This is a genomic window from Prolixibacter sp. SD074 (assembly GCF_009617895.1).
GTDB lineage: Bacteria > Bacteroidota > Bacteroidia > Bacteroidales > Prolixibacteraceae > Prolixibacter.
In genome coordinates this window covers 2,258,811-2,276,814 of sequence record NZ_BLAW01000001.1, presented here as the reverse complement: position 1 = coordinate 2,276,814, position 18,004 = coordinate 2,258,811, and the positions used below count along the sequence as shown (strand labels likewise).

Below are 18,004 nucleotides of genomic sequence, written 5' to 3'. Positions count from 1 at the left end.
GAGTAGGTACCTCACTTTCGAAACTTCCGTCATCGATGCTGAAAATAAACCACATGAAGATTGCACAAAACATTACGGAATTGATTGGCCAAACTCCTCTGGTCCGATTAAATAAATTGACGCAAGGTATAGACGCGGAAGTGTTAGTGAAGCTGGAATCCTTGAATCCTGGTGGCTCGGTAAAAGATCGTTTAGGACTGGCACTTATCCAGGCAGCTGAGCGAGATGGATTGATTAATTCATCTACCATAATCATTGAACCGACAAGTGGCAATACCGGCGTTGGACTGGCGATGGTTTGTGCATCGAAAGGTTACGCATTAAAAATTGTCATGCCTGAGACAGCAACGGTCGAGCGTCGTATGATTATCGAGGCGTATGGTGCTGAAGTGATCCTGACTCCCGGCAAGGAAGGGATGAAAGGATCAATTGCGAAAGCGCAACAATTGAAAGCTGAAATCCCGGATAGTTTTGTCCCTATGCAGTTTTCCAATCCGGCAAATCCCGAAATGCACCGGGAAACTACCGCATATGAAATATGGAATGACACAGATGGGACCGTTGATATTTTCGTTGCAGGCGCCGGGACAGGCGGTACGATAACGGGAGTTTCAGAAAAACTGAAAAAATTGAACCCGGAAATCCAAACCATGGTGGTGGAACCTGAAGATTCAGCCATTTTATCGGGAAAGGGACCGGGAGGACATAAAATTCAGGGAATTGGTCCTGGTTTTATTCCGGAAGTATTGAATACCTCATGTTACGATGAGGTCTGTTGTGTTTCGAATGACAATGCTTTTGATATTGCCCGACGGCTCAGCACTGAGGAAGGTATTTTTTGCGGTATTTCATCGGGCGCGAATGTTTATGCAGCACTCGAAATTGCCATGCGGCCGGAAAACAAGAACAAGCGGATTGTAACCATTATTTGTGATACAGGAGAACGATACTTAAGCACCCCATTATTCAATAATCATTATGAGAAAGATTAATCAGAAAGATATAGACACCCGCCTGACAAAAGTCATCAGGGATTTGTCAGACCCTAAATTGTATGATTTGGTATGCCACGAGCATCGGCTGGGAGAGCCTATGCCGTCCATTGATAAGCTGGCTAAAATGGTCGATAAGATCAGGCAGGTCATCTTCCCCGGCTATTTTGGCGATATCAATTTAAACCTCGGGACCATCGAGTATTACATTGGTGTAATGATTGATGAAGTGTTTGAACTAATCTCTGAGCAGATTCTTGCCGGTTTGTGTTTCTCTTGTAACGAGTCTGAACGTCCGGAAATGCTCCAGTTGGAAAAAGACGCTTCCCAAATTGCCACCAAATTTATTGAAGGTTTACCCGAAATCAGGCGGGTTTTAACAACAGATTTGAATGCTGCCTATTTGGGCGACCCGGCTGCGAACGGAATTGGAGAAGTTATTTTCTGTTATCCGGCCACCCGGGCTATTTCCAATTACCGTATTGCTCATCATTTGCTAAAACTGGAGGTCCCGTTGATTCCCCGCATTATTACGGAGATGGCACATTCTGAAACCGGGATCGACATTCATCCCCGCGCGGAGATTGGAGAATATTTCAGTATTGACCATGGTACCGGTGTGGTTATAGGCTCGACCAGTGTGATTGGTAAAAATGTGAAACTTTACCAGGGAGTTACGCTTGGCGCGAAAAGCTTCCCACTTGATGAAAATGGCAACCCGATTAAAGGAATTCCACGTCACCCGATTGTGGAAGACAATGTGGTGGTCTATTCCAATGCCACTGTACTTGGACGAATTACCATCGGACATGATTCTGTGATTGGTGGTAACGTGTGGGTAACCAATAGTTTGCCGCCGCATTCGAAAGTTGTTCAGGTAAAAAGCCGTCAGGCTGAATTTGTTGATGGAAGTGGAATTTAAACCTTTGGTTTGATTTATCCGCGATTCGGTTAACTTTGCCGGACAAATGGATAAATCAATGCATTGATGGAAAAGTTTCAGATGGTTGCCAAAACATTCGCCGGTTTGGAGGGCGTTTTGGCCAGCGAGCTCGGGATACTGGGGGCTGAGAATATTAAAGAAGAAAGACGTGCCGTTACCTTTGAAGGTACAAAAGAGACACTTTACAAAGCCAACTTTTGCCTGAGAACAGCCCTTCGAATTCTGAAACCCATTGCAGAATTCGAGGTAAACGACCGGGATGATTTATATGCCGGTGCAAAGAAAGTCGATTGGTCAAAGTTCATCGAGCTTGGAAAAACGATTTCAGTTGACAGTGTTGTCAGTTCAGAGATTTTCATCAATTCCATGTATGTTTCCATGAAAGTGAAAGATGCTATTGTCGATCAATTCAGGGAAAAGACCCGTAAACGACCTTCTGTCAATACGGACGATCCGGATATCCGTATTAATGTCCATTTAACCGGTAATAAATGTTCCGTGGCACTTGACAGCTCGGGGGAATCGCTTCATAAACGTGGTTACCGTGTAGCACAAACCGAAGCGCCGGTTAACGAAGTTTTGGGTGCGGGAATGATTTTGTTGTCAGGCTGGGATGGAAAAAAGAATTTCCTCGACCCAATGTGCGGCTCGGGAACTTTGTTGATTGAGGCTGCCATGATTGCTTTGGGAATTCCTCCGGGAATGTACCGTAAAGCATTTGGTTTCGAACGTTGGCTCGATTTCGACGAGGAGTTGTTGGAGGAAATCTATAACGCCGATTATGAGAAAGATTTCGACGGGAAAATTGTCGGTTCGGATATTTCGACCCGCAATGTAGCTATCGCACGGGCAAACATCAAAAATGCCGGCTTATCCAAACACATCGAAGTAGATACGATGGATTTTGCCCAACTACAACCACCATTCAGTGATGGGATTATTATTACCAATCCGCCTTACGGAGAACGTTTGAAGCCATTTTCATTACGTGCACTCTATCAGATGATAGGAGATAGTTTGAAAAATAATTTTTCCGGCTTTGAAGCCTGGATGATCTCCAGCTCGAAAGATGGCCTGAAAAGTGTTGGCTTACGGCCTGCAGAAAAGATGACACTTTACAATGGTGCTTTAGAATGCAGCTACCGGTGTTATCAACTTTACCAGGGCTCTAAAAAGTCCTCAAAAAAAGACTAACGTGTAATTTAATTTCTTCTTAGTGCTTCAAACTGCTTTGGATATTGAATTCGATTGCCAGGATATTACAAGAACTGTAAAGAACGCTTTGAAAATGATAAATACACCGAGTTCAATGTATCCATCGAGGCAATACGATTAATATCTTCTTTCAGTTTATCTGATTTGGAGTTTATTGCATTACTTCACCACCGGGATACAATGCAATACCTACCTGTCCGCCTTTAATAGTAGACAATTCCTCATTTGAGAGAATTTCGAAGGTTGAGATAGATTTCATAACAGAATACTTAAATGGTTAAACAACTAGATAATCAAAAGTGTTACTTACTACTGAAGAACCTCTCCACCAGGAGGCAAAGCTATTCCAACTTGACCACCTTTTACGGTTGATAATTCTTCTGTAGACAGAATTTCCAAATTTGAAAGAGAATTCATAACAAATGCTTTTAATGGTTAAACATGTTCCTTATTTGTTTCCTTGCACTTGTTAATACCGGAAATGATGAAAAGGTTACCCCTAAAATCAGGAAAAAAACAAATAAAATAAATATTGTCGGGTAAAATGCAGTATATTAGCGTGATGAGGGAGTGTTTATTTATCGATAATAAAACTTATTTTTGTGAGTGGTACTTTATTATTGAAGGTCAATGAGAGTTTATAACCTTTTTCTTCTGTTAAATTGTAAAGTTCTCATTTTGGGGATTTCACTGCTTTTGGTAACTCCGGTTTTGGGAGCTGTAGATTCAACTATACAAGTAGACCATTATCAACAAGCAATGAAAGCATATGGTAATGCAAATTTTGAAGAGGCCATATCACAGTTTCAATTAGCAATAAAAGATAGAGAGAAACGATACGGAAAAGTATCTAAAGAAGTGGCGAATGTTTATTCTAACCTAGGAATTACGTTTAGGCAAGTTGGACGTGATAAGGAGGCACTTGAACACTATGCTAGCTCCGAAAAGATTTATTTGCAATTGGGCGATAGTGCTTTATCGAATTTGGCGACACTTTACATTAATTTTGGTTTTCTATATATTCAAAGTGGTGACTTTAATACGGCATTGACTTATTTGGAGAATTCGAAAAGTATTTTTGAAAAAACCAGACAAATAAATGGCCCCGCTTATTTAACCTTATTACTAAATCTTACGACTGCCTATACACAGTTAGGAAGATTTGATGATGCTTTTAAAGTGGTAAATGAGCTTAAAAATCATAGTAGCAATGTGTATGTGTTACTTAGTTATTATGAGTCAGTTGGGTTTATTAATCTCAGGATGGGTAATTATTCTGATGCTCTTAAGAATCTTTTTCCCGCTTTAGAATATGGGAAGAACAAGCTCGGCGAAAATTTTTACCATGAAGAGAACATATTGACCAATATTGGTATGTGTTATCTAAATTCTGAGGACTATGATAAGTCTTTACCTTATTTTAATAAGTCGTTAAAATTGGCAAACGAGAAGTTTGGTCAAAAAAATGGAGCCTCTCCAGCCATTCTGGTAAATATGGGCATGGTTTATATGGGGAAGTCTGCTAAAGCTAGTGATATCAGTAGATTTTTAGTGGAAAAGAAGAACTTGCTATCGAACTCGTTGGATTATTTCCAACGGGCATTAATCGCGATTTCTCCTGATTTTGACGAAAAAGACTGGACCCAGAATCCGGACATTAAGAATTCATTCAGCAATAGTCAGATGCTGGAGATATTGAAACACAAGGCAGATGCTTTGCGGCAACTGGCGGAAGTAGAGACGAATTCAGGTGAGCAGGAGACGGCAATGAAATATCTTAAAAACTCATTGAGTACGTATGAGCAGGCTATCGAGGTAATTCACCTTTTAAGGAATGGGTATTTGAATCAGGATAGCAAGTTAGCCCTTGCTGAGAATGAGCAGTCTACCTATTTTGAGACCGTGGATGTGGCTACCAAACTCTATGAAAAGACGGGTGAACGGCATTACCTGGAACAGGCTTTCGAAGTTTCGGAAAGAGGAAAGTCAGCCACTTTTTTATCTGCTTTGCGTGACCTGAAGGCACAGAAATTTGGGGGAATTCCCGATTCATTGCGTAGCCAGGAAGAGACATTGAAGAGTGAGATTGCTGCTTATAAGGCGTTTATTTTCAATGAGAATAACAAGGATAAGCCTGATTCGGTAAAGCTCGGCCGTTGGCAATCGAAGGTTTATGAATTGGAGCAAAACTATTCGGACCTGATTCATTTGTTCGAGCAAAACTACCCGAACTATTATAACCTAAAGTACTCCGATGATGTGGTGACCGTGAAAAAACTGCAGGATTATCTGAAGCACCGTGATGCGTTGATTGAGTATGCTGTCAATGAACCGGAACAAGGAAAGCCTGGTGAATTAATAACCTTTTTGGTTACCAGTCAGAAATGTGAGGTAAAGCGGCAAGTGCTGAATGATAATTACAATAAAGATATTAATACCTTCCTCGGGTTCCTTCGAAATCCGGACGTATTGAACACCAACCAAAAAACTTACAACGCTTATGCCCGTTCTGCTTACCGTTTGTACAAGCTTTTAGTTCAGCCTTCGGCGTCTGAGCTGCAGGGCTACCGGCTGATTTTTATCCCTGACAACAAGCTGGCTTATTTACCCTTCGATGGGATGATTAATTCGATGCCGGACACAACCCGCATGGACTTTCGAAAATGGCATTACCTGATTAAGGATTTTCCGATTTCTTATTCTTATTCAGCAACGTTATTGTACCAGTATTTTAAAAGCGATGCCACGGCGCCTCATAGTTTAATTGCTTTTGCACCCGATTATGTCAAAGGAACAACGGTCGATATTAATGCCATTAGAGACGGGGCAAGGGAGAATTTGTCGCCGTTGCCAGGGGCCAAAGAGGAGGTAAAAGGCATTACGAAATTAATTTCGGGTGATGTGTTTGATAATTCAAAAGCCACGGAGAGCAATTTCAAGAAAGATGCAGGTAATTATGATATTCTGCATTTGGCTATGCATACGGTTTTGAACGACAGTTTGCCGATGTATTCCAAGCTGGTATTTTCACCGGAAAGTGATACTATAAATGACGGATGGCTGAATACCTATGAGGTTTACAATATGAAGCTGAAGGCGCGGTTGGCCGTTCTGAGCGCTTGTAATACCGGTTCTGGTAAATTGAGGAAAGGGGAGGGTGTTGTCAGTTTAGCCCGTGGATTTTTGTATGCCGGTTGTCCCAGTATTGTGATGACACTCTGGAATGTAGAGGATGTTGCCAGCGCCAGGCTGATGATTAACTTCTATAAATACTTGCTAAAGGGGTACTCGAAGGATGAAGCGTTGCGCAAAGCCAAACTCGATCATTTGGCCAATGCCGATCCATTAAAAGCTCACCCGTATTATTGGTTAGGATACGTGTTGATTGGTGATCAGACACCACTGTTTAGTACGAAAGTTCCCTATTTTATCGGATTAATTATTGTGTTGTTATTTGTTGTGATGGGAGAACGTTTTTTGGTTGAGCGCCGAAGAAAAAGAGGAATGAAACGATAAAAAAGCCCCGCCTTCAAGACGGGGCTTTCTATTGGTTAAAGATTTTCCAAAAAGTAATCACTAACCTTTCTCATCAGGTGGACACGGTCAATGCCACGAACATTATGCTCTGATGTGGGATAGACAAAGAAATCAACCTGTTTCTGTTGTTTAATGCATTCCCGCAGGAATTTCATGCTTTGTTGCATGACAACGGTTTGGTCTTCTGCCCCGTGAATCAGCATTAACTTTCCTTCCAGTGAAGAAACGTGGTCCAACATGTTGCATTCTTTGTATCCTTCAGGATTTTCCCGGGGAGTGTCCATGTAGCGTTCGCCGTACATCACTTCGTACATTTTCCAGTCGACCACCGGGCCGCCGGCAACTCCAACTTTGAAGACTTCCGGATGGCGCAACATCAGGTTCAGCGTCATAAATCCGCCAAAACTCCAGCCATGTACGCCAATCCTGTTTTTGTCGACATAGGGCAGTGATTCCAGGTATTCGATGCCTTTCATTTGGTCAGCCGTTTCATTAATTCCCAGGTGACGATGAATAATGTTTTCGAAGGCCGCTCCACGGTTATCTGAGCCTCTGTTGTCGACTGTAAAGGCGATGTAGCCTTTTTGCGCCATATAATATTGCCAGAACCGGGCGTTGTTATGCCAGGTATTTCTAACGAGCTGCGCATGCGGGCCACCGTATACATATACAATGACCGGATATTTCTTTGTTGAGTCGAAGTCGGCTGGTAAGATCATCCGGCAATAAAGGTCCGTTTTTCCATCGGCTGCTTTGATTGTGAAAATGGTATTCTTCCCAAATTTGAAATCTTTCAGCGTATTTGCAGCTGTTAAAAGATTACTGACAACATTGCCTTTGTTGGTCATCAGGTTGGTTACCCCGGGAATATTTTTGCTTTGGTACGTATCGAGCAGGTATTTTCCGTCGTCGCTCAACAAGGCCTGGTGTGTACCGTCAGCGTTGTCAATTCTGGTTATTTTACCGTTGCTGATTTGGACTTTGTATATATTCCGGTCGATTGGTCCCACTTTCGTGGAAACGAAATACATATATTTTTCAGTTGCGTCGAACCCCAGGATATTGGTTACTTCCCATGGACCACTGGTGATTTGTTTCAGCATCTTTCCTGACGTATCGTAGAGGTAAACATGGAAATAGCCGTCTTTTCTGCTCCAGCGATAGAAATGATTGGGATTTGTTTTTGAAAAAACAATGGGGTGAAGCGGTTCAACATAGGTTTTGCTGGTTTCTTCATACAATGTTTTCACGAAATCGCCGGTTGTTGCGTCATACTGGTTTAGCTTCATGTCGTCCTGATCCCGGTTCAGCTCAGCAATGTAAATGTACTTCTCTGCCGGTCCCCAAGTAATGTTCGTCAGATAATGATCCAATGGTTTTCCCGTTTTCAGGAAGACCGTTTTTTGTGTTTTGCAATTGTAGATACCGACAGTCACGTGATGGCTTTTCATCCCTGCCATTGGGTATTTCGCGGGTTTTAGCTCCGCTTCCCGGGCCATAAAATCAACGATGGGATAATCGCGCACCATCGTTTCATCTTTGCGGTAGAAAGCCAGTAAATCGCCTTTGGGCGACCAAAATGTACCTTTGGTAATACCGAATTCACGACGGTGGACATATTGGCCATTAACGATTCCGGGATTCTGGTCATCAGTTATGGAAGTCATCCCGTTTTCATCGGCCACCCATAAATTATTATCTACCGTGAAGGCGACTTTGGGGGTTTCCGCATTGAAATTGGCGAACCGGCCACTCGGTTTGATCGTAATTGTTTTGGTAATCCGCTGCGATTTGAGTTGAAACAGGTTAAAATGATCACCGTTTTTGAAGCGTATTTCATCCTGATTTATCCAGGTGATCTTTGGGAAGCCCGTCAATGTATCCTGGCCGGCATCTCGTAAAGCGTTGTTAATTTGGATTGTTGAGGTATATTCAACCTCTTTTCCTTTTATGTTTTTCCCAATTAACTTATGTTTTTCAACATAAGAATATGTATCCTTACTATTCTTTACCCAGGCCAGTTGGTGAAGTCGTTCCGGATTGTATTGACCGTACCGGCCAATAATGGCATCTTTCAGTGTCAATTCGCGGGTTTGCGCAAAAGCCGTGGCGCCTATAAACATAAATGCCACAAGAAGTTTTAATGTTTTCAGCATCAGTTATTTTTTTACATGTATTATGGTTAATAAAAAAGAATCATTTTGGCACATAAAAATAGAGAAAGTTCCGTTTTTACTTTGAGTTGACCCTGATTTGTCGGTTTGTATATTGGAATTTTTTATCTAAAATTGTTGTAAGCATGAAGTGAGAAAACTAAATCTTCCTATTTTTTGTCGTTTCTTTTGGCTTATTTTTCAAGGGAAACGAAAAAAATTTGAAAAAATTTGAGTTTACCGGGTTACCTTTTGAGTTAAAAACGTATTAACTAGTGAAAATGATAAATTACACGAACGAAGAACTCCTGAATGGGATTCTGAGGAACGACAATGTAATCCTGCAATACATTTACAAGAACTTCTACTACAAGGTTAACTTCTACGTGAAGAAGAACAGTGGTAATGATGAAGATGCCAGTGATATTTTTCAAGAGGCAATCATCGTCATATATCGTAAACTTAAAGCCAGGGACCTGGTTTTAAACAATGCTTCTTTCGACACGTACCTCTTTTCGGTATGCAAAATCCTCTGGCTTAAACATCTGAATAAGAAGAAAGCTGAAAGGGATATGGCGTTTGATAACGCCGGCTTATCAGATGAGGAATACGACTATAATCTCGTAGAAGTAGCTGACAAGAACGAACGGTACCGGTTGTATCAGAAGCATTTCCAAATGCTTGGATCCGACTGTCAAAAGCTGTTGCAGCTATTTTTTGATAAAGTACCGTTGCGTCAAATGTCACAAATGATGGGATATAAGAGTGAGAAGTACGCCAAAAAGCGCAAGTTTAAGTGCAAGGAGTACTTGATCACCAGTATCAAGCAGGATTTGAATTATAAAAAACTAATTGAAGATGGTACCTGAAATAAATAAATATGAGTTGGTCGAGATGTACCTGGGTGGTGAATTGACGGGAGACCAACTCAATGCGTTCCGGACGTGCCTGGTCGACGATCCTGAACTGGCTGAGATCCTCAAGCTGAGCCGGGAGATCGAAGAGGCGATGAGCGAAAAAGACGTGATGGAACTGAGAGGTAATCTGCAAGACATTTCTAACTCCTTCGATTTAAACGAAACCTTCTCCCCGGAAATTTCAGAAGCCTACTTCGGACTGGCTGAAGAAATTGAAGACATTTCTGACCTCGATTTGGACGACGAGGAACTAAACGCTTACAGTAACTCTCTCCAAAAACTGCATTTGCAGAACCACAAGAAAGCCTCCAAAGAGACTGTTCATCAAGTATACAAAGACGAAGCTAAACCGGTTAGCGATAACGGATCCGGCGAATTTTCGGAAGCAGACGAATTGCTTTTCCAGGAAATTCAGGATGCCGTTATGGAAAAAGATATTATGGAGCTGAGGGCTAATATCGAAACGATAGCCAAACATATGCCGGCCCATAACCGCACGGTGGAAGAAATTGAAGAATACGTTTCAGGCGATCTCTCCGATAAGGAAATGGAAGCCATTGAACTGGATGCCGAAAGTAATCCGGATTTGGCTAACGATATTCAACTGTTTCACGAAGTCAATGAAGCCATTGGCGAAGAAGATGTCATGGGCCTTCGCGCAGCGCTGAACATTATCAGTGAAAACGAAAGTTCACATGCCCGTCAATGCGAGGAGATTGAAAATTTCCTGTCTGGCGAGATGGATGAAGTTGGCCTTGCCTCATTCGTGGATGAAATGGCCATGAATCCGGATCTGGCAGCAGATGTGAAACTCTTCCGTGAAGTGGATGAAGCTATTGGCGAGAAAGATGTGATGGAGCTTCGTGCTTCCCTCAAAAATATCAGGAAAGCTGAAGAAAACGAGAAAAACCGTGAGATGCGGGGAATTCGACCACCCAAAACACAACGAATATTGTGGTACACGGTCGCAGCATCTATCATGCTCATTCTCGGAATCGCCAGTTTTGTAAGGAATCAATCGTACTCAAACCAGGAAATTTACCGAGATTACTATCAACCTTATAAAGTAGGAATATTCAGGTCTGCCAACAATTCGACAAATAACCTGATGACCGATGCGTTGAAGAAGTTTAATCAGTCAGATTATGACGAAGCATTGAAGTTATTCAATCAGGTGCTGGCTGATAACGACAATAATCCGGCAGCCAATTTCTATGTAGGCGTTGCTTACCAGGAAGAGAAAGAATACGCGAAAGCAATTCAATCCTATGCAAAAGTTGTGGAGCATAACGATAACCTCTTCGCCGAACAGGCCCAGTGGTATATCGGACTATGTTACCTGCATCGAGAAGAAAAGGAAGAAGCGCTTAAAGTATTCAGGCAAATTGCATCCGGTGACGGATATTATGCCTCCAAAGCAACGGATATTATTAAGAAACTTGATTAGAAAAATAAAAGAGTTGGGAGGCCTTTTCTCCCACTCTTCCGAAAGGAAGTTATCATCGAAAACAATCAGTTTAAAAAAATATTACAACAGGGTTTTAAATAGGTTTCTTAGAATTTTGGTTAAACAACACAGCGTTCTTACTAATCTTTGAAGGTTATTCAAATTATGTTCCTTGGCAAACGTAAGTTTACAATCCTTGTATCCATAATTTACTCATGTTTCATACCGTTCCTTGCAAGTCGATATTGCCTGTCGATTATGGATACTTTTTCCTTTGCACATTACAACTTCTATTATATTGAGGAGATTAATTAACAGGTTCAGCCCGGTTCCCAACCGGGCTTTTTTTATGGCTGCCTACTAAGTTGAAACTTCGCTATACTATACTCATTGGTTGAATTAGCGGTAGGGCAATATTTCAGGTCGGCGTCCGAGGAAATCATTGAATTTAGATTTTGGTTGTCCCAGCGCCCTGACTGTCCACGGGCGCATGTCGGGAGGAGTAATGGGGAACCAGGTCAACCGAAATTCGAAGGTGTTTATGACAAGCGATTCGTTACGGATACGAAACCCCAGACCGACGCCAGCATAAAAATCCTGGTCTAAAATGAATTTTGAATCGTCTCCAATAAAACCGATATCAGAAAAGAAGTATTGCGCAAAACGAAAACCATAAAACTGTGAACGGAGAAAAGTTACTGCTTCCATATTTACGGTGAGTTTTTGCGTTCCTCTTACCATTTCAGTTTTGAAACCACGAATTCCCCATTCATTATTCAGGGTAAGATACTCCCGATTAAAGCGGTTTAATCCTATGATGTACCGGACATTGATAAACTGCCTGAATTGGTGGCCATTGATGTTATACAATCGTGAAAAGAAATCTCCTTCGCCCAGTATCGTACTTTGTTCAAAATGATTATGGTAGAGAAAACTTCCTGCTCCCAAACCAAAACGTAAATAGCTGTAGTTGGGTAAGATCATCCCTTTTGAATAGAAAAGGTGTAAATAGGTGCGATTGTAGAATTCTCCGAAGTCATACCCAGATGTCAATTCGAGGTAATCACCATACGGAATATCTTCGGTTATTCCGTATCCATAAACCAGGTTGTTCTTTTGCAGAAATCGTTTGCTGTAGGCAATCGATGCCAAAGCTATCCGGTGATTATGAAAAAGCTGATTACTTTGTTGAGATACCGTTGGGCGCTCGAAAAATTTCTGACTAAAAAGACGTCCGGCAACAATGAAATGACCCACCGCTTGTTTTTCCGCTTTGCGTGCAAAGGCATGTCCATACCAGGCATCCAAATTAAGGGAACTGACTGTCGTATCCAGCTTCATGACTTTGTCATCGGTCAGGTAATCGTAACGAAATACCCGGTTGAAGGAAAGTCCTCCTGCATTTTTTGTTTTTGTGGTCAGGAAGCGCTTTTCCAGCATCGCCGAGACGGCATTTTTCCGGTAAGTGTCTTCTATTCGGAATGCACCGTTGATGAATTTCCCGCCGATGTTGTTGATGCCATAGAAGCCACGAAAACCGATGGTTGGATGTTCATGGGAATGATAAACGGTCCCGATAGAGAACTCATGGCCGAGGCCAAACATGTTTTGATTAAACAAATCGAACCTCGCCGATTTGTTACCATTAATATCCAGAAGAAATCCCCATGAGAAATTGTCCTTGGTAACAATATGAACGTCGACTATTTGAGAATTCAATTGATCCGGAATCAGAATGATGGATACATCTTTAATGTATGGAAGATCACGAATGAGCTTTTCGTTTTCAGCCATTGTCCTGGGATCGACAATATCACCCGTCTTAAACAGCAGGTTTTTGCGTAACACCTGGTTGCGGGTTTTCACATGAATGCCATTACCCGCTTGTACCAACCAATTATCGGGAACAATTGCCGTATCCTGTAACGAGGGCCCGAATACATCGAGTTGTTGAATATGTATTCTCCCGATTCGTTTACCGGAAAATGGCTTAAAGTACTGTTCACTGTTTACCTCAATTTGCGATTTGGCTGTTTGCGGCGATGCTATCATCCATCCATACAGGTACCGGATCCAGAAACTTCTTTCGGATCGGACTCTGAGGGAATCATAAAATACTTTTGTTTGAAATGATCGAAATATACTGTCGTTGCCGTTTACACCAGATTTTTCAGTTTGTCCTTCCGCCGGAACCGGAAATCTGCCACTTGTTTTTAGGGGAAGGGGTGTAATGAGTGTGTCAGGCGTTAATCTTAGCTGGTCAAAACGACAGTCCAGGCTCTTACCCTCAAGGGAATCTCTTCGGTAATATTTTACCTTTTTATTAATTATTAACGAATTTGATGGTGTTTGATTTGTTGTGGTTAATGTGTTAGTGCTTTTCAGGGGGGAGAAGGCAAGTGCAGCCTGGAGTGTCATCATTATCATTATGGTGACTGTGGCTCCAACCCGAAAGATTTGTTTTTGGCGATATTTGGTATAACATGTTATCAATTTCTATGGGAATGACGGGTTAAACGGCGACGTGTAATCTACAACACTCCTCTCAAACCCTTGTTTTAAGTGCTGTTAAATATTGTTAAACCAAGTTACGTTATGTTTTTCAGGTATTGAATTTTTATAATTTGGGATTTGCAAGTTTTAAATACGGCGTGAAGTTATGGATATTATCGTTGAAAAGGTGACCAAATTATATGGTGCGCAAAAAGCGGTCGACAACATCTCATTCAAGGTGAATACCGGTGAGGTACTTGGTTTTTTGGGGCCAAACGGTGCCGGAAAGACGACTACCATGAAAGCGATTTCCTGTTTTTTGGCGACCAATGAAGGGGATATCACGGTTGGCGGATTGTCGGTTAAAGAGAATCCTGAAAAGGTGAAAAGCCTGATTGGTTATCTGCCGGAGAATAATCCGCTATACCAGGAAATGCAGGTGATTGATTACCGGCTTTTGTTGCAGAACTGCATGGTGTGCCGAAAGGGAAAATTCCCGGGCGAATTCTTGAAATGATTAAGGTTTGTGGCCTTGCCGGCGAAAAATACAAGAATATTCGTGAGCTTTCGAAAGGGTACAAGCAGCGGGTTGGTCTGGCCCAGGCATTAATTCACGATCCGGAGGTGCTCATCCTGGATGAACCAACCACGGGGCTCGACCCAAACCAGATTGCTGAAATTCGTGATTTGATTCGAAAAATAGGAAAGGAAAAAACGATCATTCTCAGTTCTCATATTCTGGCCGAAGTGGAAGCCACCTGCGATCGGATTCTCATTATTAATAATGGACGTATTGTGGCAAATGGTACGCCGGCCGAACTCCGTATGCGGGCTCATGGCGACGAAATACTGAAAGTAAAGGTCAGCGGTGGAGAACCGGAAGATATTTTTATTGCATTGGAAGATATTGGTACGGTTCGTTCTGTGGCCATGATGGAAAATTTACCAGGATACTTTGAAGTCCACAGTCATGAAAACGAAAATTCAGCGCGTTCAATTTTCGATATGTGTGCACAAAACAATTGGTACATCGAAGAATTAACTCCGGTTGAAACCCGACTGGAGGATATTTTCCGCGAGGTGACGATGAATTAATTGACATGACAATAAGATGAATTCAAAAAAAATGGTACGATGACTAAAATATGGATCATTACCAGGAGAGAGCTGCAATCGTTTTTCGATTCCCTGACGGCTTATATCATGGTAGTTGCATTTCTGGGATTCAGCGGGTTCTTTACCTGGATATCGGGGAACGATGTATTTTTTATCGGGCAGGCAAGTTTGCAATCGTTCTTCAGTATTGCTTACTGGACACTCTTTTTCTTTATTCCGGCGCTTACCATGCGGCAGTTAGCCGAAGAGAAAAAAAACGGCACGTTGGAAATGTTGCTGACAAAACCGATTTCCGAGTGGCAAATTGTTGTTGGTAAATTTCTCTCCACACTCATTCTGATTGTCATTGCCCTGTTGCTCACATTCCCGTATTATTTTACGGTTTGGAGCCTGGGCCCTATCGATCAGGGAGCGGTCGTCCTTGGATACGTTGGACTAATATTGATGAGCTCGGCATACATCAGCATCGGCTTATTTGCCAGTAGTGTTACGAATAATCAAATTGTCGCGTTCCTGATGGCGCTAATCATCGGCATTTTCTTCCATGTCATTTTCGGTATTCTTGCGTCATCGCTGACCGGCGAGGCGGGTTCGGCATTCGATTATCTGAGTATGTCAACTCATTTTAGTGCGATTTCACGCGGTGTTATCGATTCGAGAGATATCATCTATTTCTTCTCCATTGTGATTATGGGGCTAATGGGCTCCGAGGCATCCCTGGCAAAACGTAATCTGAATTGAAAAAGCATATCATGAAGAGCAAAAAACTACTATTACCATATTTTCTTTTGTTGGGTGGTGTGCTGATTCTGTTGAATATTTTGGCCAATCGTTTTTTCTTCCGGATCGATTTCACGGATGATCAGCGTTACACCCTGAGCGATGCCACGCACCACATCATCAATCACCTGGACGATCCGGTTACGGTTACGGCTTATTTTTCGGAAAACTTGCCACCGGATATCAGTCGGGTGCGTACCGAATTCAATAATCTCCTTCAGGAGTTTCATAGCGTTTCGCACGGAAAGGTGAATTACGAGTTCATTTCTCCCGGCGATAATCCTGATACCGAACAACAAGCTGTTGATGCAGGTATTCAACCTGTTGTTATTAATGTCCGGGAAAAAGACCAGGCGGTACAGAAGAAGGCATTTCTCGGTGCCGTAGTTCACTATGATGACAAAACTGAAGTAATACCATTTTTACAGCCGGGTTCAGGAATGGAATATGCGCTGGCGTCAGCCATTCGGAAACTTACCGTGAAGGACAAACCGGAGATTGGCCTGATCCAGGGAAATGGAGAGCCGGCCAAGTTTGAATTTCCGCAGGTAATGCAGGAATTGAATGTTCTGTACAATGTGAGGAATGTGACGCTGAACGATTCGGTTTACCTGGGAAAATACAAAACACTGATTCTTGATGCCCCCAAAGACAGCTTTCCGCCTGAACAACTGAAATTACTCGACAACTACCTGGCCCAGGGAGGCAACTTGTTGGTTACTTTCGACAGGGTAAACGGACAGTTGGAGCGTTCGAGGGGGTTTGCCATCAATACAGGACTGGAAACCTGGCTGGCAAATAAGGGAATCCAGGTGGAGCCCAGTTTTGTGACCGATGCAAGTTGTTCGACGATTTCCCTCCGCCAGCAATCGGGACTATTTAGTTTCTCTACACAGCTGCAATTCCCTTACCTGCCCATTATTACCACTTTTGCCAATCATCCGGTGACGGAAGGACTGGAAGCTGTCTCCCTGCAGTTTGCCAGCCCGATAAAATATACAGGCGATTCAACATTAACGTTCCTTCCATTGGCGAAAACATCCCGGATGTCGGGGAAACAACGTACGCCGGTTTATTTCGATATTCAACATCACTGGACTGATAAGGATTTTCCGTTAGCCAACGAAGTGGTTGCTGGTTTGCTGGAAGGGAAAATAGACGGTCCGGCCAATGCCCGCATGATTGTGATTTCGGATGGCGATTTTGCGGTGAATGGCTCAGGGCAGTCGGCTCGACAGTTGCCAGCCGATAATATTAACTTTTTTGTGAATGCGGTAGACTGGCTGTCGGATGATACCGGTTTGATCGACCTTCGGACTAAGGGAATTTCATCGCGGCCATTGGCGAAGATAGAAGATGGAAAGAAATTGTTCCTGAAATATTTCAACTTCCTGTTACCCATTTTGCTCATCATTATTTACGGAGTATTCCGCGCCCAGCGGAAACGGTGGATACGCATCAAAAGAATGGAGGACGACTATGTTTAGGAGAATCGGAATACGCCCACTCGCAGTAGCGTTTGCTGTGCTCCTGGTGGCGGTTGTATTGGTAAAGATCGAAGATAGCCGGAAAGGCGACCGGACATTTAATAGTGACCTGACCCGTTTTTCAACCGATAAAGTAACCGCTATTGAACTCGCTCCGAAACATGGCGAAGGGGCAATGTTGCGCTTCGAGAAAAATAGCAATCATTGGAACATCGTCCTTGGCGGGAAAATTTTGAAAGCTGATGACAATGTTGTGGTGCGGATGCTCTCGGCAATAAACCAACTGAAGGCGCGTAGCCTGGTCTCTTCGTCTGAGAAAAAGTTTGGTGAGTATGGTGTGGCTGATTCGTCGGGAATCCATGTTGTGGTTTACAATGGAAAGGAAAAGCTGGCGGACCTGGTTCTTGGGAAATTTGCATATTCCAAGCCGCACAATCTGACCACCTATGTCCGGCTAATCCCGGGAAATGATGTGTTTGCTGTCAGAGGTTATTTGCCCATGCTGTTCAATCGGACAGTAAACGAATTCCGCGACCACCGGCTGGTGCACATGGTCACCAGCGACATGACAAAACTGGCTTTCTCGTATGCTGGCGGAAAATCATTTACGTTGGAAAATGCAGATGGCAGGTGGAAAGTGAACGGAGTACTTGCGGACTCGGCCAAAGTCGCAGGGTATTTGCAAAAGCTAGGTAGTTTGAATGGTACCGCTTTCGCGGGAAAAAGTGAAGTGAATTCAGCGCCTGTGGCCACACTCGACATTACCCGGAACGATGAACAACCCATCGTTACTGTATCGGCTTACCAGGATGGCGGCCATCAGTTGGTCAAATCATCACAGAATCCATCGGCGCTGTTTGATGACAAGAAAGCATATGATGCTGTTTTTGTGCCGGGAAAATACTTTAATCCATGAGTCCACTC

General features: G+C 42.8%; 14 protein-coding genes and 1 pseudogene. 12 read left to right on the top strand and 3 right to left on the bottom strand.

From position 1 onward, the window contains the following. Window positions 1-53 precede the first annotated feature (53 nt). From cysK to GJU82_RS09905, 3 genes are all read left to right on the top strand, one after another. Window positions 54-992, top strand: a complete 939-nt coding sequence (gene cysK, locus GJU82_RS09915; RefSeq protein WP_153633374.1) for a cysteine synthase A — start codon at window positions 54-56, stop codon at window positions 990-992. Next, window positions 979-1,914, top strand: coding sequence for a serine O-acetyltransferase (locus tag GJU82_RS09910; protein WP_153631999.1), 936 nt, complete (start codon window positions 979-981; stop codon window positions 1,912-1,914). The genes cysK and GJU82_RS09910 overlap by 14 nt, the downstream gene beginning before the upstream one ends. Window positions 1,915-1,980: 66 nt before the next feature. Continuing rightward, entirely contained in the window at window positions 1,981-3,129 is a 1,149-nt protein-coding gene (locus GJU82_RS09905; RefSeq protein WP_153631998.1) for a class I SAM-dependent RNA methyltransferase, read from the top strand. Between the two features lie 172 nt (window positions 3,130-3,301). On the opposite strand, the gene GJU82_RS09900 is transcribed toward GJU82_RS09905, so the two are convergent. Then, window positions 3,302-3,409, bottom strand: coding sequence for a lactococcin family bacteriocin (locus tag GJU82_RS09900; protein ID WP_153631997.1), 108 nt, complete (start codon window positions 3,407-3,409; stop codon window positions 3,302-3,304). A 371-nt stretch (window positions 3,410-3,780) separates the two neighbouring features. Between GJU82_RS09900 and GJU82_RS17955 the strand changes: the two are divergent. Next, window positions 3,781-4,584, top strand: a pseudogene (locus GJU82_RS17955) (tetratricopeptide repeat protein); the annotation flags it as partial. Between the two features lie 3 nt (window positions 4,585-4,587). Beyond that, window positions 4,588-6,666 (top strand): CHAT domain-containing protein, encoded by a 2,079-nt coding sequence (locus tag GJU82_RS09895; RefSeq protein WP_373921459.1) that lies wholly within the window; start codon window positions 4,588-4,590, stop codon window positions 6,664-6,666. A gap of 35 nt (window positions 6,667-6,701) precedes the next feature. On the opposite strand, the gene GJU82_RS09890 is transcribed toward GJU82_RS09895, so the two are convergent. Then, complete coding sequence (locus GJU82_RS09890) at window positions 6,702-8,843, bottom strand: DPP IV N-terminal domain-containing protein (protein WP_153631995.1); 2,142 nt, start codon at window positions 8,841-8,843, stop codon at window positions 6,702-6,704. 278 nt (window positions 8,844-9,121) lie between these two features. Between GJU82_RS09890 and GJU82_RS09885 the strand changes: the two genes are divergently transcribed. Both GJU82_RS09885 and GJU82_RS09880 read left to right on the top strand, forming a co-directional pair. After that, window positions 9,122-9,709, top strand: a complete 588-nt coding sequence (locus GJU82_RS09885; RefSeq protein ID WP_228488780.1) for an RNA polymerase sigma factor — start codon at window positions 9,122-9,124, stop codon at window positions 9,707-9,709. Then, window positions 9,699-11,204, top strand: a complete 1,506-nt coding sequence (locus GJU82_RS09880; protein WP_153631993.1) for a tol-pal system YbgF family protein — start codon at window positions 9,699-9,701, stop codon at window positions 11,202-11,204. The genes GJU82_RS09885 and GJU82_RS09880 overlap by 11 nt, the downstream gene beginning before the upstream one ends. A 399-nt stretch (window positions 11,205-11,603) precedes the next feature. Here GJU82_RS09880 and GJU82_RS09875 read toward each other — a convergent pair whose 3' ends face one another. Further along, window positions 11,604-13,256, bottom strand: a complete 1,653-nt coding sequence (locus GJU82_RS09875) for a hypothetical protein (protein WP_153631992.1) — start codon at window positions 13,254-13,256, stop codon at window positions 11,604-11,606. Window positions 13,257-13,863: 607 nt separating this feature from the next. On the opposite strand from GJU82_RS09875, the gene GJU82_RS17685 reads away from it, so the two are divergent. From GJU82_RS17685 to GJU82_RS09855, 5 genes are read left to right on the top strand one after another with little or no spacing between them, the layout of a single operon-like run. Continuing rightward, window positions 13,864-14,214, top strand: coding sequence for an ATP-binding cassette domain-containing protein (locus GJU82_RS17685; protein ID WP_255473953.1), 351 nt, complete (start codon window positions 13,864-13,866; stop codon window positions 14,212-14,214). After that, on the top strand, window positions 14,175-14,792 hold the full coding sequence (locus tag GJU82_RS17680; protein WP_255473952.1) for an ATP-binding cassette domain-containing protein: 618 nt from the start codon (window positions 14,175-14,177) through the stop codon (window positions 14,790-14,792). Before GJU82_RS17685 ends, GJU82_RS17680 begins: the two co-directional genes overlap by 40 nt. 39 nt (window positions 14,793-14,831) lie before the next feature. Next, window positions 14,832-15,554, top strand: coding sequence for an ABC transporter permease subunit (locus GJU82_RS09865; RefSeq protein WP_153631991.1), 723 nt, complete (start codon window positions 14,832-14,834; stop codon window positions 15,552-15,554). A gap of 11 nt (window positions 15,555-15,565) precedes the next feature. Further along, window positions 15,566-17,080 (top strand): Gldg family protein, encoded by a 1,515-nt coding sequence (locus GJU82_RS09860; protein ID WP_153631990.1) that lies wholly within the window; start codon window positions 15,566-15,568, stop codon window positions 17,078-17,080. Continuing rightward, a complete protein-coding gene (locus tag GJU82_RS09855) occupies window positions 17,073-17,996 on the top strand; it encodes a DUF4340 domain-containing protein (protein ID WP_153631989.1) in 924 nt (307 codons plus the stop codon). The genes GJU82_RS09860 and GJU82_RS09855 overlap by 8 nt, the downstream gene beginning before the upstream one ends. Window positions 17,997-18,004: the final 8 nt, after the last annotated feature.